11 protein-coding genes are annotated in these 17,606 nt (G+C 36.3%); 5 read left to right on the forward strand and 6 right to left on the reverse strand.

Translation table 11 applies throughout. From position 1 onward, the window contains the following. The first annotated feature begins 3 nt into the window (after positions 1-3). Complete coding sequence (locus tag EZ428_RS21450) at positions 4-1,482, forward strand: rubredoxin (protein WP_131555395.1); 1,479 nt, start codon at positions 4-6, stop codon at positions 1,480-1,482. Positions 1,483-1,615: 133 nt separating this feature from the next. Here EZ428_RS21450 and mobA read toward each other — a convergent pair whose 3' ends face one another. The 5 genes from mobA to EZ428_RS21475 form a co-directional block, all read right to left on the reverse strand. After that, positions 1,616-2,197, reverse strand: coding sequence for a molybdenum cofactor guanylyltransferase (gene mobA / locus EZ428_RS21455; RefSeq protein ID WP_131555396.1), 582 nt, complete (start codon positions 2,195-2,197; stop codon positions 1,616-1,618). Further along, positions 2,197-2,886, reverse strand: coding sequence for a Crp/Fnr family transcriptional regulator (locus tag EZ428_RS21460; protein ID WP_131555397.1), 690 nt, complete (start codon positions 2,884-2,886; stop codon positions 2,197-2,199). Before EZ428_RS21460 ends, mobA begins: the two co-directional genes overlap by 1 nt. 84 nt (positions 2,887-2,970) lie before the next feature. Next, the gene (locus EZ428_RS21465) at positions 2,971-4,509 is read right to left on the reverse strand and encodes a hybrid sensor histidine kinase/response regulator (RefSeq protein ID WP_131555398.1); all 1,539 of its coding nucleotides are present in this window, start codon (positions 4,507-4,509) and stop codon (positions 2,971-2,973) included. A gap of 8 nt (positions 4,510-4,517) precedes the next feature. Continuing rightward, positions 4,518-4,961 (reverse strand): response regulator, encoded by a 444-nt coding sequence (locus EZ428_RS21470; RefSeq protein WP_131555399.1) that lies wholly within the window; start codon positions 4,959-4,961, stop codon positions 4,518-4,520. A 6-nt stretch (positions 4,962-4,967) separates the two neighbouring features. Next, complete coding sequence (locus EZ428_RS21475) at positions 4,968-6,149, reverse strand: sensor histidine kinase (protein WP_131555400.1); 1,182 nt, start codon at positions 6,147-6,149, stop codon at positions 4,968-4,970. 410 nt (positions 6,150-6,559) lie between these two features. Between EZ428_RS21475 and EZ428_RS21480 the strand changes: the two genes are divergently transcribed. From EZ428_RS21480 to EZ428_RS21495, 4 genes are all read left to right on the forward strand, one after another. Further along, on the forward strand, positions 6,560-7,924 hold the full coding sequence (locus EZ428_RS21480; protein ID WP_131555401.1) for a glycoside hydrolase family 88/105 protein: 1,365 nt from the start codon (positions 6,560-6,562) through the stop codon (positions 7,922-7,924). Between the two features lie 10 nt (positions 7,925-7,934). Further along, entirely contained in the window at positions 7,935-9,191 is a 1,257-nt protein-coding gene (locus EZ428_RS21485; protein WP_205945791.1) for a DUF2264 domain-containing protein, read from the forward strand. A gap of 17 nt (positions 9,192-9,208) precedes the next feature. Beyond that, positions 9,209-13,039: a TIM-barrel domain-containing protein gene (locus tag EZ428_RS21490; protein ID WP_131555402.1), complete on the forward strand. Its 3,831-nt coding sequence runs from the start codon at positions 9,209-9,211 to the stop codon at positions 13,037-13,039. 450 nt (positions 13,040-13,489) lie between these two features. Beyond that, positions 13,490-16,255 carry a glycoside hydrolase family 2 protein gene (locus EZ428_RS21495; RefSeq protein ID WP_131555403.1) on the forward strand — a complete coding sequence of 922 codons (2,766 nt, stop codon included), beginning with the start codon at positions 13,490-13,492 and terminating at the stop codon, positions 16,253-16,255. Between the two features lie 542 nt (positions 16,256-16,797). Here EZ428_RS21495 and EZ428_RS21500 read toward each other — a convergent pair. Continuing rightward, on the reverse strand, positions 16,798-17,541 hold the full coding sequence (locus EZ428_RS21500; RefSeq protein ID WP_131555404.1) for a LytR/AlgR family response regulator transcription factor: 744 nt from the start codon (positions 17,539-17,541) through the stop codon (positions 16,798-16,800). Positions 17,542-17,606: the final 65 nt, after the last annotated feature.

The raw sequence follows: 17,606 nt of genomic DNA on the forward strand, positions 1-17,606 counted from the left end.
AATATGGAACAGACGGTTATCATCAATTTTCCTGGTGGCATTATTTCTCCTGGAGGCCTTTACAATATCCTTGTTGCAGCCGCAAAGGTGAGGTTAAGGTATGTTCGCTTTGGTTTAAGACAGCAATTACTGATTGATTTAGAATCTTATAATTTAGAAACATTTACTGAGGACCTGGATGAACTAGGTATTGATTACGAAGTTGATACCCATCATTTTCCAAACATCATTAGTTCTTATCCTGCAGAAGAAATATTTATTCGTAATACTTGGCTAACCGAGGGTGTATATAAGGATATTTTTGATGCCATTAATTTTAGGCCGTCGGTTAAGGTAAATATTTGCGATAATAATCAAAGTTTTACGCCAATGTTAACCGGAAACATCAATTGGGTAGCTTCTTCGCAATCGGCACATTATTGGCATCTGATTATTCGTTTTCCTAAAACCAATGTAGTTTACGAATGGAATCAACTTTGTTATACCAACAATATCGCATCGCTAACTCAAAAAATAGAAGCCATTATTAATGCCAATCCTGATGCGTTTATTGATAACGAAAAAGCAAAAGGTGAAAAGCTTTTTGCTGCATTGGATGTTTCAGGTTTTATCATTAAACCAGCTGAAAACCCAGTTTCACTTTCTGCTTTCAATTTACCTTACTACGAAGGATTAAATCGTTACAACAATAAATACTGGTTAGGCATTTACCGACGAGATGAGCTGTTTTCCGTTGATTTTTTAAAGAAAATCTGTTTGCTCTGCCTAGAAACCAAATTGGGGCAGCTTTGCTGTACCTCTTGGAAAACCATTATCATTAAAGGAATTGACGAACAAGATAAACAATCTTGGAATGCATTATTAGAAGAATTTGAAGTGAACATGCGCCATGCGGCAAACGAATTGAACTTTCAGGTAGAAGACCATTGTGTAGAAGGATTGGAGCTAAAGAACTATTTAGTTAAACATTTAAGCGTAAATGATACGCGTACTTTCGGGATTTGTTTTGGCATAAAAACAAGAAAAAAGAGTGAGGTTTTTAGTAGTATCCTGATTAGAAAAAGGCATTTACTTAATTTTTTAGGGATAAAGCTATTTGCTGTTTATGACATCTTATGTGCTAAAAACTTTAATCCCAATGAGCGTACTGGCTTTGTTTTTAGTAAGGGTAATCCAAAATCATTATTGCCAGAGCAATTGCGTAGGGCAGTACTTAAGTTCTATCAAACTAGGTTAGAAGTTAAAAGTGAACAACTCGTTTCCCAAACAGGCTCCAACCAATCTGTGCCTAAGGAAATAGAGTTTTTATATCAATGTAGAGATTGTTTCACGGTATATAGTGAAGATTTAGGAGACATGACACAAGGCATAACTGCAGGTACAAAATTCGATGATTTACCTGCTAACTTTTGTTGTTCACTATGTGAGAATGAAAAAGCCAAGTTCTTAAAAGTAGAAAAGACGGCGCTTCAAGTTTTGTAACTCGTGTAGTTCGTCATGCTTCCCTATATAAAATCGGGAGGCATCTTAATGCGACTGCACAGCTATTTATTAATCCTGCTCTCCTTTCTAACGCATTACGATTCCCGTTTGCACGGGAATGACGAAACTTACTTCACTTATTAAGCTCGCTAGGGGAGTTAAAGTTCTTGAAATAACCTTGCTCAGCAGCAGATAAGTTTATTTTATAAGTATTCAGCAAATCTAGCGTAGCGTGCATGCTGTGTTTTTTCAAGTTCCCCTTGTTGTACAGCTTCATGATCTTGGCTAAACCATTTGCTGTATAGATACCACATAAAGGTTCGTAAAATTCATTGTTTAGGTAAACATAAGCATCAAAATCAGGATACTGTTTCTTTTCATCTATCAGTCTATTCATTAAGCTGATGTCCATTTTAATCAAATCGCAAGCTAAAACGTATAAATCTTCGGCAGGTGCTGATAAATGAGCCGATAAAACCCCTTTTAATGGTCCGCCAATATTTAAAGTTAGATCATCAGGTATGAGGTTTTCCTTTTGAAATAAGTTGCCATAATTGCTTTCTTGATTGGCATTAACTGAAAACTGAATAGGAAGGTTTAGTGCTTTCAGTTTTTCTTCTGCTAGGCTTGCCCAAGTTTGACCATCAGCCAATAAGATTCCTTTGTCTGAACCCATTCGCTCACTTTGGCCACCACAAAGTACTAAACCTATCATTATTTAATCTGGTTACTTAAATCTCTTAAGCCTTGTTCATCAGCAATACTAATCATTTTGCCCTTTAACAAAATCAGTTTCTCGGCAATTAATTCATTCATTGTTCTAAAAACAGTTTCGTAGGTAGCGCCAGTATATGCGGCTAAATCTTGTCTACTCAACTCTAAATTTAGGCAATCATCGGCATTTAAGCCAAATTGGTCTCTTAAGCTTAATATCGCTACTGCTAACCTGCTTTTTACAGACATTAACGCCAAGTTTCGCATTTTCTTTTCCGATGCATTCAATTCATCAGCAAAAAACATTAACATTCCGTAAGCAAACTCGTGATTAACTTTTAAGGTTGCCTTAAAAAAATCGATAGGTACAAAACAAAGTGTAGTAGTTTCTAATGCAGTTGCAGAGATTGGATAAATAGATAGGTTAGAGGCAATTCCTCTATGACCAAAAATAGCACCATCATTAGCAAAACGCAAGATTAATTCTTTATCGCCCCACTTTTTATGAACCTTAACATTGCCAGAAGTTACAAAATAAACACCCGTTACTGGATCGCCCTCTTTAATGATCAATTCGCCTTTTTTAGCTGTGAAATTTTGCTTGTGACTGGCTATTGCTGGATGCCATTCTTGCAAAGAGAGTTTACACATGAAACAGGTTTGTAAATCGCAGCTTTTATTTTTCTTCATGGTGTAGGCTATTGAACAAAAATAGAATTTAAAAGGATAAAATTGATGTTAAAATAAATATAGAGAAGCTTAGTTTGGATAATTTTAGTTTAAAAGAGCCTGTTCTAACGGCAAGGTGAACCAAAAGGCGGTACCTTTTCCTTGCTCGCTCTCTACTCCAATTGTACCATCATGTTTTTTAATGATTTCTGAGCAGATATAAAGCCCTAAACCAAGCCCGTTATACTGGCTTTCGCTGCTATTAACTCTGTAATAACGATCAAAAAGATGTTTGAGTTTTTCCTTAGGTATACCGGGACCGTTATCTATGACAGACACTTTAGCTGATTCGTTAATCTTTTCGATTAAGATTTTGATGTTTTTAGAGCCTGGTGCATACTTAATTGCGTTATTTACAAAATTATTAATGATCTGTTCAATTCTTAAAGCATCTGCAGCTACTTCTAATTGTAAATCTCCTGTGGTGGAAATGATATATTTGCCATCAGAACGCACATCTAAACAACATTGATCTATCATTTCGGCAATGCGAAACTTTTTGGCTTTAATATGTAGCTTGCCGTCATTTGCCATACTAGAATTTAAAAGTTCATTTATTAAGGCATTTACCTTGTCCATACTTTTGTTAGCCTGTAAGATAAGTTTGGGCAACATTGGCGATTGCAAATTGTCTTTAAGCCTGTCGAGTAACTGTAAAGAACCTTTTAAGGATGTCATTGGAGTTTTTAGTTCATGACTGGCAATATTAATAAAATCGTCTTTTTGTTGTTGTAATAACCGTAACTCTTGTATGTCTGTAGCTGTGCCAACCCAAAGTTCTATTTTATCTTGTTGATCCAGAATCGGCATTAACCTAATTAAATGCCAACGATAATCTCCATCAGCTCTTTTTGCTCTGATTTGAAATTCGCCACCCTTATTTCCTTTAATAATAGTGTAATAATTTTCGGCACTAAGTTTCAAATCTTCTGGATGAATGGCTGCATCAAACCCTAGGTTTTTGGTTTCTACTTCTGTTAAGCCAGTGTAACCGTACCATCGTTGATTGTAATAAACCACTTCACCATCAACTGTGTTTGTCCAAGAAATTTGAGGGATGGTTTCCATCATGTTCCTGAAACGGTTTTCACTTTCTGCAAGCGCCTTGGTACGTTTAATTACCCTATTTTCGAGCTGTTGGTTTAAGGTTTGTAATTCTGCAGATTGAAAGATTAGTTTTTTATCAGTTATGATTTTTTCCTTCCTTATTTTAGAATCATCAAGTGCTCTTTTGATTTTAGTGGTTAAAGTGTAAAGTCTTTCCTTTGAAACATAGTCTGTAACTCCATTTTTAATTAATTCTACAGCATTTTCTTCTCCTATAAATCCAGAAACAATAATGAAAGGAACATGAGCATGGTTTACTTGCGTAATTCCAAAAGCTGTTACTGCATCAAAGGAAGGAAGAGCATAATCTGATAGTATTAAATCTGGTTCAAAAGTAATTAGCGCTGATTCGAAATCTTTACGAGTTTGAACATTGAGTGTTTTAAAATCTAAGCCTATTTTATTTAATTCACGTAAAAGTAAATCAGCATCGCTTTCATTGTCCTCAACAATGAGGATTTTTAGGTTGGTTAGCATGGTATAATTTACAAGTGTGGTGGTTGACTTAAAATCATCCAATACAAACCAATTTCTTTAATGGTTTTAAAAAAATTATCACTCTCTACGGGTTTCACGATGTAGCTATTAGCGCCTAATTCGAAACATCTCTCAATATCAGGCCCTTCATTTGAAGATGTTAGCATGACCACTGGTATAGATTTCATCCTTTTATCAGCCTTAACTTGCTCTAAAACCTGTATGCCAGATACCTTGGGCATTTTTAAATCTAATAATATCAGATTTGGAAATTGATTAGGGTTTCTTGATGAAAAAACCCCTCTGCAATACAAAAAATCCAATGCCTCAGCTCCATCTTTAACGTGTAGCAGTTTGTGGGTAAAACCACTTTTATTTAATGCCCTTATCGTTAATGCGGCATCATCTACGCTATCTTCTACAAATAGTATCTCTATATTTTCGTATTCCATGTTCTTTTAATTTATTGCTGGCAAGCTGAAATAAAAACAACTGCCTTTTTCTAATTCTGATTCTGCCCAAACATTTCCATTATGTCTATGCACAATCTTTTGTACTATCGCCAGTCCGATACCGGTTCCTTCAAATTCTTCTTGTGAATGTAAGCGCTGAAATACCCCAAAAAGCTTGTCGTAATATTGCATGTCGAAACCAGCGCCATTATCCTTTACAAAATAAACCACCATGTTTTCTTCCAGATAAGAACCAATCTGTATGTGTGTATTTGCCTTGTTGCTAGCATATTTAATGGCATTTGATATCAGGTTAATCCACACTTGCCTAATTAATGATTTGTCGCCTTCGGCATTTGGAAGTATTTCAAAATCAAATTCTGGAATGTGGTCTCCTTTTTCAAAAATCAATTCTTCCTTTATTTGTTGAACCAATCCATTCATGTCAATTTCTGCAACTGTTACTGGCTTTCTGCCTAATTTTGAGAATGCCAATAAATCATCAATTAACAATCCCATTTTTTTAGAGTTGTAAATGATAGATTGGAGAATTTTTTCCCCCTCAGCATCTAGGTTCTCTACATAATCTTCTAAAAGGATTTTTGAGTAACCATTTATCGCCCTAATTGGTGCCCTTAAATCATGTGAAACCGAATAGGAAAAGGAACCTAATTCTTTGTTAGCAGATTCTAGCTGTGCAGTGCGTTCAATAACTTTTTGCTCTAACTCTTCATTTAAAATGCGGATATCTTCCTCTGCATTTTTAAGTTCTCTATTAGCAGTAATAAGTTCTTCAGCTCTTTTTTCTTTTTCCTTGTTCTGAAAAGCCAATTCTTTGTTAGCGATAATCAATTCTGCTGCTCTTTTTTCTTTTTCCTTATTCTGAAAAGCAAGCTCTTTGTTGGCAATAACTAATTCTGCAGCCCTGTTTTCCTTTTCTTCATTCTGAAAAGCCAATTCCTTATTTGCAATGACTAGTTCTGCTGCTCGGTTCTCTTTTTCCTGGATTTGAAAGATAAGTTCTTTATTGGCAATAATTAATTCTGCCGCCCGATTTTCCTTATCCTCGTTTTGTAAGGCGATCTCCTTATTGGCAATAATTAATTCAGCAGTTTGATTTTTTTGTTCTGAATTTTTTAGATTAAGCAAATGTGTAGTTTCCAGCCCATCTGAAATGTGTTTTTTCATTTTTTAAACTTGCAAACGGTTGGTAAGAAATAGACGCTGATATTTTAGCGTAACAACAGGGAAGGTGAGTGAGGTTAATTTTCCTTGGTATTTTCTAAAGCTAACATAATAACTGGCTAATTGTTTGATAAAATAAATAACGTTTGTATTTATATCAACACAAACGTTTGATTTCTTGGCGTATTCTTTCATATGTCACAAGAAGGTTAGATACCCAACTCCATAAAACAACAAATTAAGTGTTGCAAATCCAATAATAAAGGCCTAATTCAAAACCATAATGTTTTTAAAATCTAAAGTAATTTAAACAGCTATAAAAAAACAAACGTTTGTGTTGCCCTTAACTATACATATAAGAATTTACATGTTTAATTTGGTAATAATTAATTAACACACAACCAAATAAACCAATGAATAAACGAATATCCTTATTCTTTTTAATCTTATTCTTTTTAAGTACAGGTGTTGCTCAAAGTCAATCTAGTGCATTAACCAGCGACTCTATTTTCTTTCAAATGAAAAAAGTAGCCGATTGGCAATGGAAAACTTTAGAAACCGTGGGCTGGAAAAATCCTAAAAAAGACTGGACAAGCGGCGCCATGTATACTGGTATGGTAGCTTGGGCTAAAATAGCAAATGATGAAACCTATTACCGTAAGCTCATACAAGTAGGAGAAGATAATAAATGGCAAGTAGGAAAGTATCGCTATTTTGCTGATGATTACTGCGTTGGGCAGCTCTATTCTCAATTGTATAAGATTTACAAAGACCCAAAGTACATTGCCGATTTTAAAGCATTGGCTGATACCATTACCACTTTGCCTCATACAGAAGGTTTAGAATGGAAAAAAAGCATTTATTTGAGAGAATGGGCTTGGTGCGATGCTTTGTTCATGGGGCCCCCAGCGTTGGGTTATCTTACTGAAGCAACAGGAGATGCAAAATATTTAGATAAATCTGCACAATTGTGGATGAAAACAACCGAATACCTTTATGATAAAGACGAGCACCTTTATTACAGGGACAGTCGTTATTTCGATAAAAAAGAGAAAAACGGTACTAAGGTATTTTGGGGCAGGGGTAATGGCTGGGTAATAGGAGGCCTGGTAAGGGTACTTTCTGTAATGCCAAAAAACCATCCAGAGCGTAAAAAATTAGAAGGTTTATTTACTGATATGTCTAGTAAACTGGCAACTTTACAACAACCTGATGGCAGTTGGCATGCGAGTTTGTTAGACCCTGCAAGTTATCCTTCAAAAGAAACCAGCGGAACAGGATTTATCTGTTATGCCATGGCTTGGGGCATTAACAATGGTTTATTGCCAGCTAAAAAATACCAACCAGTAGTTAACAAGGCTTGGTTGGCATTGGTTACAGCTGTACATCCAGATGGAAAATTGGGTTTTGTACAAGCACAGGGTGCAGCACCAGATAAAGTAACTTATAACGATACCGACGTTTATGGAGTTGGTGCTTTTCTTTTAGCAGGTAGCGAAATGCTTCCTTTATACCTAAATCATAAAAATAATGTATTCATTAAGGAAGTTTATAATGAAACTGCTAGTTCAAAAAAACAAATTGTTGAAGTAAAATGGTCAGACATTAAAAAAGAAATCAAAAAAGCTGATCCAAAAAAAGTAGTGGTAACTGATGCTGCCACTCATGTTTTAATTCCTTCAACCATTATCTATAAAGGTAAAAAACCTCAGCTTTTACAATACACTGTAGACCTTTCTACAGGAACCAACAGATACTTTGAAATTAGCACCAAATAAAAATAAAACAGTGATAAATAAACTTAAATATGTGTTTTTGGTTGTCGTAGTATTTACTACCGCAAATGTTCAGGCACAAAGTCAAAAAAAGGCAAAACAAAATCCAGTGGTTACTGGTGCTCAAGATCGCGAGTATTGGGCAAATCTTTTGTACAAAATGTCTTCTCCAGTGATATTAAACCTTTCTAATGGCACCTTGAAAAAGAACATGCCGGTAGAAGTGCCTCCTGGTCAAAAAACAGATTTTTTTAAAAAGGTTACTTACCTAGAAGCTGTTGGCCGAACAATGGCAGGTGTTGCCCCTTGGCTTGCTTTGCCTGATGATGAGACTAAAGAAGGCCAAATGCGTAAAAAACTACGTGAAGCACTGTTAAAGGGTATTGCAAATGCGGTAGATCCTTCAAATCCAGATTACCTGAACTTTAGAACTGAAAGTCAGCCTATTGTAGATGCCGCTTACATGGCACAAGCTTTTTTAAGAGCACCAAAAGCATTATGGGAACCATTAGATGCGGTAACTAAAAAAAGAATTGCCGAAGAATTTAAAGCCTTGCGTACACGTACTGGTGCATACAATAACTGGTTGCTTTTTGCAGGGATTAATGAAGCTTTTTTACTCAGCATTGGCGAACAAGCTGACCCAGTACGCTTAGAGTTTGCAAAAAGAAAAATATTAGAATGGTACCAAGGAGATGGTTGGTATAGCGATGGACCAAGTTTTAGTATGGATTATTACAATTCTTACGTAATCCATCCCATGTTGGTCGATTTTTTTAAGGTACTTTCAGATAAAAAAAGAGTTCCTATAGATATGTATGATACTGCTGTAAAACGAATGGTACGTTATTCAGAGTTTTCTGAAAGGATCATTAGTCCAGATGGTACTTATGTTCCAATGGGTAGGTCTGTTACTTATCGTACCGCTGCTTTTCAAGCATTGGGTCAGGTGGCCTTAATGGAAAAATTGCCAACACAAATTAGCCCAGCTCAAGTTCGCTGCGGCGTAACTGCGGTAATGCATAGGATGTTTGATCAATGTAATAACTTTGATGCGGCTGGTTGGTTGGTGTTAGGTTTCTGTGGTTCGCAACCTGGCATTGCCGATAGTTATACTTCAACAGGTAGTTTGTACATGGCTACTTTAGGTTTTTTACCTTTAGGTTTGCCAGCAGATAATGTATTTTGGACAGCAGATGCAGCAGACTGGACTGCAAAAAAAGCTTGGAGTGGACAAGCATTTAAAAAAGACTACCACGTAGAATATTAAAAATTATAAAATATAAGATGAAAATGTTTTTTCTTCCCAAATACATTAAAGTAATGCCTTATTTACTTGTTTTTGCCCTTTTAATATCGGCTTTGCCAACATTAGCGCAAAACACAAAGGTAATTAGCGCCAAAAAAATCAATGATACTGCTGTTGAACTCTCACTGTCAGACAACCAAAAACTAATTTTAGATTTTTATGGAGAAAACATCTTCAGGATGTTTCAAGACAATACAGGGGGCACACTTAGGGATCCTGAAGCAAAACCTGAGGCTAAAATATTGGTAGAAAATCCAAGAAGACCAGTTGCTAGTTTAAACATAGTTGATGCGAATAATCAAATCACCGTGTCGACAGCAAAAATAGCTATTCAGGTAGATAAAAATACCTCTCTGATAAAGGTGATCAATAAAGCTACAAAAGCTGTTGTATTAACGGAGGTAACACCAGTAAACTTTGAAAAAGATAAGGTAACACTTACTTTAAAAGAAAACGCTGATGAGTATTTTTATGGAGGAGGTGTACAAAATGGTCGTTTCTCTCATAAAGGTAGGAAGATTGCCATCGAAAATCAAAACAGCTGGACAGATGGTGGAGTAGCTTCGCCAACACCTTATTATTGGTCTACAAAAGGTTACGCGGTCATGTGGTATACCTTTAAAAAAGGCATTTATGATTTTGGAGCCAAAGAAAATGGAATTGTAAAGCTAGCACATGAAACCAATTACTTAGATGTCTTTTTGATGGTAAATGATGGAGCAGTTGCGTTATTAAATGATTTTTATCAATTAACAGGTAATCCAATACTATTGCCAAAATTCGGTTTTTATGAAGGGCATTTAAATGCATTTAATCGTGATTATTGGGCTAAGGATACCACAGGAACTGGAATTGTATTTGAAGATGGATTACGTTATAAAGAAAGTCAGAAAGACAATGGAGGTATTAAAGAATCATTAAACGGCGAAAAGAACAACTATCAGTTTTCGGCACGTGGAGTAATCGATAGATATAAAAAACACGATATGCCATTAGGTTGGATTTTACCTAATGATGGCTATGGTGCTGGTTACGGACAAACAGAAACTTTAGATGGTAATATTGCCAATTTAAAAAGCTTTGGAGATTACGCCCGTAAGAATGGCGTAGAAATTGGCTTGTGGACACAGTCAGACTTACACCCCAAACCAGAAGTAAGTGCATTGTTGCAACGTGATATTATAAAAGAAGTACAAGATGCGGGTGTTCGAGTTTTAAAAACAGACGTGGCTTGGGTAGGAGCAGGCTACTCATTTGGCTTAAATGGCGTAGCCGATGTTGGTCAAATTATTCCAAAATATGGGAAGGATGCACGACCTTTTATTATCTCTTTAGATGGTTGGGCAGGTACACAGCGTTATGCAACCATTTGGTCGGGCGATCAAACCGGAGGGAATTGGGAATACATTCGTTTTCATATCCCTACTTATATCGGCTCGGGCTTGTCGGGGCAACCAAATATAACTTCTGATATGGATGGTATTTTTGGTGGTAAAAACGGTCCTATGAATATCAGGGATTTTCAATGGAAAACCTTTACACCGATGCAATTAAATATGGATGGTTGGGGTTCTAGTCAGAAATATCCACACGCTCAAGGTGAACCTGTAGCTTCTATCAACCGTAATTATTTGAAATTAAAATCAGCATTATTGCCTTATCAATACAGTATTGCTAAGGAAGCAGTAAACGGATTGCCAATCATCAGGGCAATGTTTTTATCGTCGCCGAATGCTTTTACCTATGGAACAGCCACGCAATACCAATACTTGTTTGGCCCAAGTTTTTTAGTGGCGCCAATTTATCAGGCTACCAAAGCCGACGAAAAAGGGAATGATATTCGTAATAATATCTATTTGCCAGCAGGTACTTGGATTGATTATTTCTCAGGAGAAAAATATGAAGGAAATAGGATCATCAATAGCTTTGATGTACCGATTTGGAAATTACCTGTTTTTGTTAAAGCCGGGGCCATTATCCCAATGGTGAATCCAAATAACAATGTTTCGGAAATAAATAAAGCAGTACGTAGCTATGAGATTTATCCAGACCGCCAAAGTAGCTTTACAGAATATGATGATGATGGATTAACAGAAGCCTATAAATTAGGTAAAGGTGCAACCACATTAATTAAGACCATGATTATTAAAGGTCATTCTGTTATTACGATTGAACCTACAAAAGGAGATTTTGAAGGCTTTGTTAAAAATAAAGCAACTTCATTTGTTGTAAATGTTACTGCAACACCTAAGCACGTTACAGTAAAAATTGGGGGCAAAAAAGTAAAACTAAAAAGAGCAAATTCGGCTGATGAATTTGACAAATTGCAAAATGGTTATTTTTATGATGCTAGTCCTAATTTAAACAGGTTTGCAACAAAAGGAAGTGAATTTGAAAAGGTAGTAATAGCCAAAAACCCTCAGTTATTAGTGAAATTAGCAGCAACAGATGTAACGGTAAATGATGTTGTACTTCATGTTGATGGTTTTATTTTCGAGCCTGTTAATAAAAATAGAATTTCTACTGGAGCATTAACTGCACCAACTTTAGCTGAGGTTACAGAAAAAGGTAGAAATGCATTTGATTTAAGACCTACATGGAAAAAAGTAAGCAATGCCGATTTTTATGAAATTGAGTTTAACAAAATGTTGTACACTACCATTAAGGATACCACATTGTTATTTGAAGGCTTATCGCCTGAAACTGCTTATTCATTTAAGTTACGTGCTGTAAATAAAGATGGCTTTTCAGATTGGACCTCAATTAACGCTATTACAAAAAATAATCCATTGGAGTTTGCCATTAAAGGCATTGTGGCACAAACCACAGCAGAAAACCAAGGTGGTGAAGGGCCAACTAAGTTGTTTGATTTTGATGAAGCCAGCATGTGGCATACCAAATATGGCGTTAAAGCTGTTCCATTTGATATGGTTATCGACTTAAAATCAATTAATCAATTAGATAAGTTTCATTACCTGCCACGTTCTGGAAGAGGAAATGGAGTTGTCTTAAAAGGAAGTGTTGCTTATAGTAACAACAAAGAAAACTGGACAACAGCTGGAGCCTTTGAATGGGCAAGAACCGACGAGGTTAAAATCTTTAATTTTAGCAATCATCCTTCGGCCCGTTACATCAAAATCTCAGTTACAGCCGCTGTTGGAGATTATGGCTCGGGTCGCGAATTGTATGTGTTTAAAGTTCCAGGTACAGAAAGTTACCTTCCGGGAGATATTAACAACGACCGTTTAATTGATAAAAATGATTTTACTTCTTACATCAACTACACCGGATTAAGAAAAGGTGATGCTGATTTTGAAGGTTACATCAGCAATGGCGATATCAATAAAAATGAATTGATAGATGCTTATGATATTTCTGTTGTTGCTACACAGTTAGAAGGTGGCGTAAAAGAGACTAAGGCTAAGGTTGAAGGCAAACTTGAGTTAAGTACCTCAAAACAAAACTATAACAAAGATGAAATTGTAGAAATTAGGGTTAAAGGTATTGAGCTAAAATCGGTAAACGCATTAAGCTTTGCCTTGCCTTATAAACCACAAGATTATGAATTTGTAGCAGTGCAAAGCCTAAACACAAAACAAATGGATAACCTAACAAATGATAGGTTACATACCAATGGTGATAAGGTTTTGTATCCAACATTTGTGAATTTAGGAAATAAGGAATCCTTATCTGGCACTAGCGATTTATTTGTAATCAAATTAAAAGCAAAACACAAGTTGAAATTCGACCTTAAGATGAGTAAAGGTTTGTTGGTTGATCAAAACCTCAATATTGTTAAAATAGAATAAACAACATTGGCAGCACTTGCCTCTCTGATAGTCAGTGATTAGCAGATTAATAGTTCAGTATATTGTAAAAAGTATGCTGAACTTTTGTTTTTAAAGCCAGCTGGTCTTCAGTGTGCTTTGGAGAACAAGGGGTTTAGAACGTCATCAGATAAGTACTCCCAAGGAGTCCCTTTGGGATAAAGCACCCTACAAATCTCATCTGATGACTAAGAAGGTATTTTAATAATCTGCTAATCTCTCTCTGGTGCAAGTTTTTGTGAGAAGTGAAGAGCCCATGGAGACTTGCCTAAGATGCTTAAATGGTTAATTGTTGAACTCGGTTAAATGGCTACTTGCCATATACAGTTAACCAATTTACACAGTTTAAACAATTAACCATTAATGCGCATTGCTCAGTTTTTTCATTTTCTCGAAATTATAGCCATATTGCAAAAGCCAATCATGTAAACAATGAAAAAATCATTCCTATTTTTCTTGCTTTGTATCACTTCCCTTATTGGGTTTTCTCAGCAAACTATCGTTAAATACCTCTCAGGTACAGATAAGGACAATACAGTGTTGTGGGATTTTTACTGCTCCAGTGGCAGAAAAAGTGGGCAATGGTCTAAAATAAAAGTTCCATCTAATTGGGAGCAACAAGGTTTTGGTACTTATAATTATGGCCATGATAAAAATAAAGCGAATGAGCAAGGTATTTACAAGCACGAATTTGTTTTAGGTGCATTAGAACGCAAAAGGGTTTTCATCGTGTTTGAAGGGGTCATGACAGACACCAAAGTAATGATCAATGGCACACAGGTTGGAGACATCCATCAAGGTGGCTTTTATAGGTTTAAGTATGACATTACTAAATTTATAAAGCCAAATGGCAAGAACTTATTAGAAGTTACCGTAGATAAGAACTCTACAAACACCTCTGTAAATAGTGCCGAACGTACTTGCGATTTTTGGGTATTTGGTGGTATTTATAGACCAGTTTACCTAGAGATAGTTCCTGAAGTTTTTGTAGATAGAGTGGCTGTTCACGCAAAGGCCAATGGCGATTTTCAAATGGATATTTATCCTCAGAATTTAAAAGGCGATGAAACGCTAGAAGCACAGGTTAAACAATTGAATGGGGCAAATGTTGGTCAACCAATTATAGTTAAGGCTAGTGCCACTGAAGATAAATTACAACTAAAAGGCAGTTTTATCAAACCAAAGTTATGGAGCGCAGAGTTTCCTCACTTATATCAAGTTGTACTTACGATAAAAAGTAAAGGAGGCATGATCCACCAAACCAAACAAAAGTTCGGGTTCCGTACGGTTGAACTCAGAAATAATGACGGATTTTACGTGAACGGGAAAAAAACATTATTAAAAGGCAGTAACCGTCATAGCTTCTGGCCAGAAACAGGTCGTACATTAAGTCATCAAGTGCACTTACTGGATGTTAAATTAATGAAGGAAATGAACATGAATGCAGTGAGGATGTCGCATTATCCGCCAGATCAAGACTTTTTGGATGTATGCGATTCGTTAGGTTTATATGTAATCGATGAATTAACCGGCTGGCAAGCCTTTTACGACACCACAATCGGCCGTAAGCTAGTGAAGGAATTAGTGATACGTGATGTAAATCATCCTTCGGTTATTTTTTGGGCAAATGGTAACGAAGGCGGTTTTAACAGAGAGCTAGATGGAGATTATGATTTATATGACCCACAAAAACGTACAGTGATTCACCCTTGGGAAAAATTTAATGGCACTGATACCAAACACTATCCAGATTATAAATACATGGTTAAGGCTGCTACAACCGGACAGGAAGTTTTCTTCCCAACAGAATTTATGCATGGGCTTTATGATGGTGGAGCAGGAGCGGCTTTAGACGATTTTTGGGAACAGATGCTTCAACATCCGCATGGGGCAGGTGGTTTTATTTGGGCCTTTGCAGATGAAAATGTTATCCGTACAGATAAAAATGGAATTTATGATAGCGATGGTAACCATGCGCCAGATGGCATTGTGGGGCCTCATCGCGAAAAGGAAGCTAGTTTTTTTACCATAAAAGAAATCTGGTCGCCAATTTATGTTCAGAACCCAACTTTAACGACAGGTTTTAATGGCAAAATTTCCATCGAAAATAGATACGATTTTACCAATATTAATCAGTGTACCTTTAAATGGAAACTGGTAAAACTGCCCAATGCACAATCGAAAAGTATTTTAGCCACAACGGCAGCATCTGGCATACCGGTTGCCATTAATTTAAAACCAGGCGAAAAAGGGACAATTAATCTAGCCTTACCTGCAAACTGGTCTAAAAACGATGCGTTATACCTCACCGCATATAGCCCTGATAAAAAAGAAGTTTTTACCTGGAGCTGGCCTATCAATGCGCATGCTAACATGCTTAAACAGTTGGTTGCCTTAGCGCCTAAAGCTACCATAAAAGCAATTGATGTTAACAATGCTATTGAAGTGAAGTGTGATGGGATTAGTTATCATTTTGATAAATCTACTGGGTATATCCAAAAAGCTGTACAACCTGGGGGCAATACCATTTCATTATCTGGAGGCCCTGTTTTAGCGGGTGTGTCTACGGCATTGAAACAATTTACCTACAAGGCAGACGGTAAGAAATACATAGTGGAGGCAGACTATCAAGGTGAGGGCAACTTGCATGTTAAATGGACTTTTGAGCCTGGGCAAAAAGTTAAACTAGACTATCAGTACAGTCAACAAGGGTTAGCCGATTTCATGGGCATTACCTTTAATTATCCTGAAGACAAGGTTACAGGTGTTAAATACTTAGGACAAGGTCCTTATAGGGTTTGGAAAAACAGGTTAAAAGGTCAGCAATTTGGTGTTTGGCATAAAAACTATAACAACAGTATTACTGGCGAAATAGGAGCATATCCGGAGTTTAAAGGTTATTATGGGCAGGTTAATTGGGTGGTGCTAGAGAATAAGGAAAGCCCGTTTACAGTGTATGCCAACAATAAAAATATGTATCTACAGCTATATCAACCAGCTAGAGAAATGGCGGCGCTTAAAAACAATAATGTAGAACCCTCTTTTCCAACAGGTAACATTGGATTTTTAAATGCAATTAGTCCAATTGGCACTAAGTTTCAATCGGCAAATGTATTAGGGCCACAAAGTGAAAAAAATAAAGCCAATGGAGAGCTCATCAAAGAAACCCTATGGTTTGATTTTAGCAGTAAAAAATAAAAGGGTTATATAAAAAAAGGATAATTCTATTTTTTGTAGTCACAATAATTGTTCAGCATGGGGTAAAAGCTATGCTGAACTTTTTGTTTTAAGCTAATGGCATAATTGTTATATCTAGTGGGCTATTTTGTACATAAGCAAGGCGCTAAACCCCCAAGCATGGTATATGCTTGGTCGGTTATATTATCTTTTGACAGCCGACAAACCCATCACCAATCATTAATTATAGATTAAACGAAATTCACAAGGATTTAATTAGGAGTTAACTAGGTGTGCAAGCGAGTAATGACCCTGTTACGACCTTGTTATGACCCTGTGATCACCCTGTAAACCCAAGCCAAAAAAAGCAGAACGATAGTACAGCGATTGGATAATAAATTAACCATGCGTTAATTGTACTATCCATCTCATTGCTGATTGTCATCCGATGAATATAGCGCACCTTGCAAATCTTATCGGAAGACTAAGATGAACCTAGTTTCCACCTGATGAGAATGCCATACGGTTGATATTTACTTGATGAAGTAGATGGGTATTTAAATTTAACTTGCGTTCCTGCCAGTCTGTATGGTGTTTTCTTTAATGTAAGATAATAGGTCATTTTTGTAATTCTCGCCAACGGTGATGTTGATGTTCCCAAACATTTTTATGGTATTGCTTTCAATTTCTTCGATGTACCTTTTTGAGATCAGGAAAGAGCGATGAACCTGCATGATGTGTTCTTGTTCCTTTAATATTTCCTTGATTTTGGTTAAGGTTAAATGTGCAACTACCTTTTTATTTAAGGTTTGTATGGAAATGTAGTTTTGTAGGCTTTCTATGGCAATTATTTCTTCGGGCTTAATCTTTATCATGTTAAACTTCTCATTCTTGTTTTTAATGAAAAAGAAGTCGTTTTGTACCATTTCTCTTTTTTCGGTAACTGGTTTTTTTGATACTAACTTATTGATGGTATTTACAAATTTAGAGATAGCATAGGGTTTTAATAAAAAAGCATCGGCATCTACCTCAAATGCCTGAAATGCATGGTTCTGATTTGTTGAGGTAATTATTATTCTTCTGATTTTTGTTCTGAGCAATGCGGTGAGCTCTTTTTCTGTAATGGCCAACATGTCTATATCCATTAACAAAAGATCAATGTTGTCCATTTCCATGAGCGACTTTAATGCAACAATTGAGTCGGTAAACATGATGAGTGGATTGAAATGGGGAAGGGTAGCCAGGTAATTAGCTACAGCATCAAGGCTGTGTTTGTCGCTGTCAACAGCAACACAATTGAATTTCATAGAGCGTTAATTAGATAGGTATTTATGGTGAGTCGATTAAAGTTTTCATCAGCACTTATGATGGT

The sequence above is a fragment of the Pedobacter frigiditerrae genome (genome assembly GCF_004331645.1).
Taxonomy (GTDB): domain Bacteria; phylum Bacteroidota; class Bacteroidia; order Sphingobacteriales; family Sphingobacteriaceae; genus Pedobacter; species Pedobacter frigiditerrae.

Coding starts and splice junctions, on each gene's coding strand:
- EZ428_RS21460 (WP_131555397.1), bottom strand. CDS start 2,886: ATGAAGAAAAATAAAAGCTGCGATTTACAAACCTGTTTCATGTGTAAA.
- EZ428_RS21495 (WP_131555403.1), top strand. CDS start 13,490: ATGAAAAAATCATTCCTATTTTTCTTGCTTTGTATCACTTCCCTTATT.
- EZ428_RS21475 (WP_131555400.1), bottom strand. CDS start 6,149: ATGAAAAAACACATTTCAGATGGGCTGGAAACTACACATTTGCTTAAT.
- EZ428_RS21450 (WP_131555395.1), top strand. CDS start 4: ATGGAACAGACGGTTATCATCAATTTTCCTGGTGGCATTATTTCTCCT.
- EZ428_RS21480 (WP_131555401.1), top strand. CDS start 6,560: ATGAATAAACGAATATCCTTATTCTTTTTAATCTTATTCTTTTTAAGT.
- EZ428_RS21465 (WP_131555398.1), bottom strand. CDS start 4,509: ATGCTAACCAACCTAAAAATCCTCATTGTTGAGGACAATGAAAGCGAT.
- mobA (WP_131555396.1), bottom strand. CDS start 2,197: ATGATAGGTTTAGTACTTTGTGGTGGCCAAAGTGAGCGAATGGGTTCA.
- EZ428_RS21470 (WP_131555399.1), bottom strand. CDS start 4,961: ATGGAATACGAAAATATAGAGATACTATTTGTAGAAGATAGCGTAGAT.
- EZ428_RS21490 (WP_131555402.1), top strand. CDS start 9,209: ATGAAAATGTTTTTTCTTCCCAAATACATTAAAGTAATGCCTTATTTA.
- EZ428_RS21500 (WP_131555404.1), bottom strand. CDS start 17,541: ATGAAATTCAATTGTGTTGCTGTTGACAGCGACAAACACAGCCTTGAT.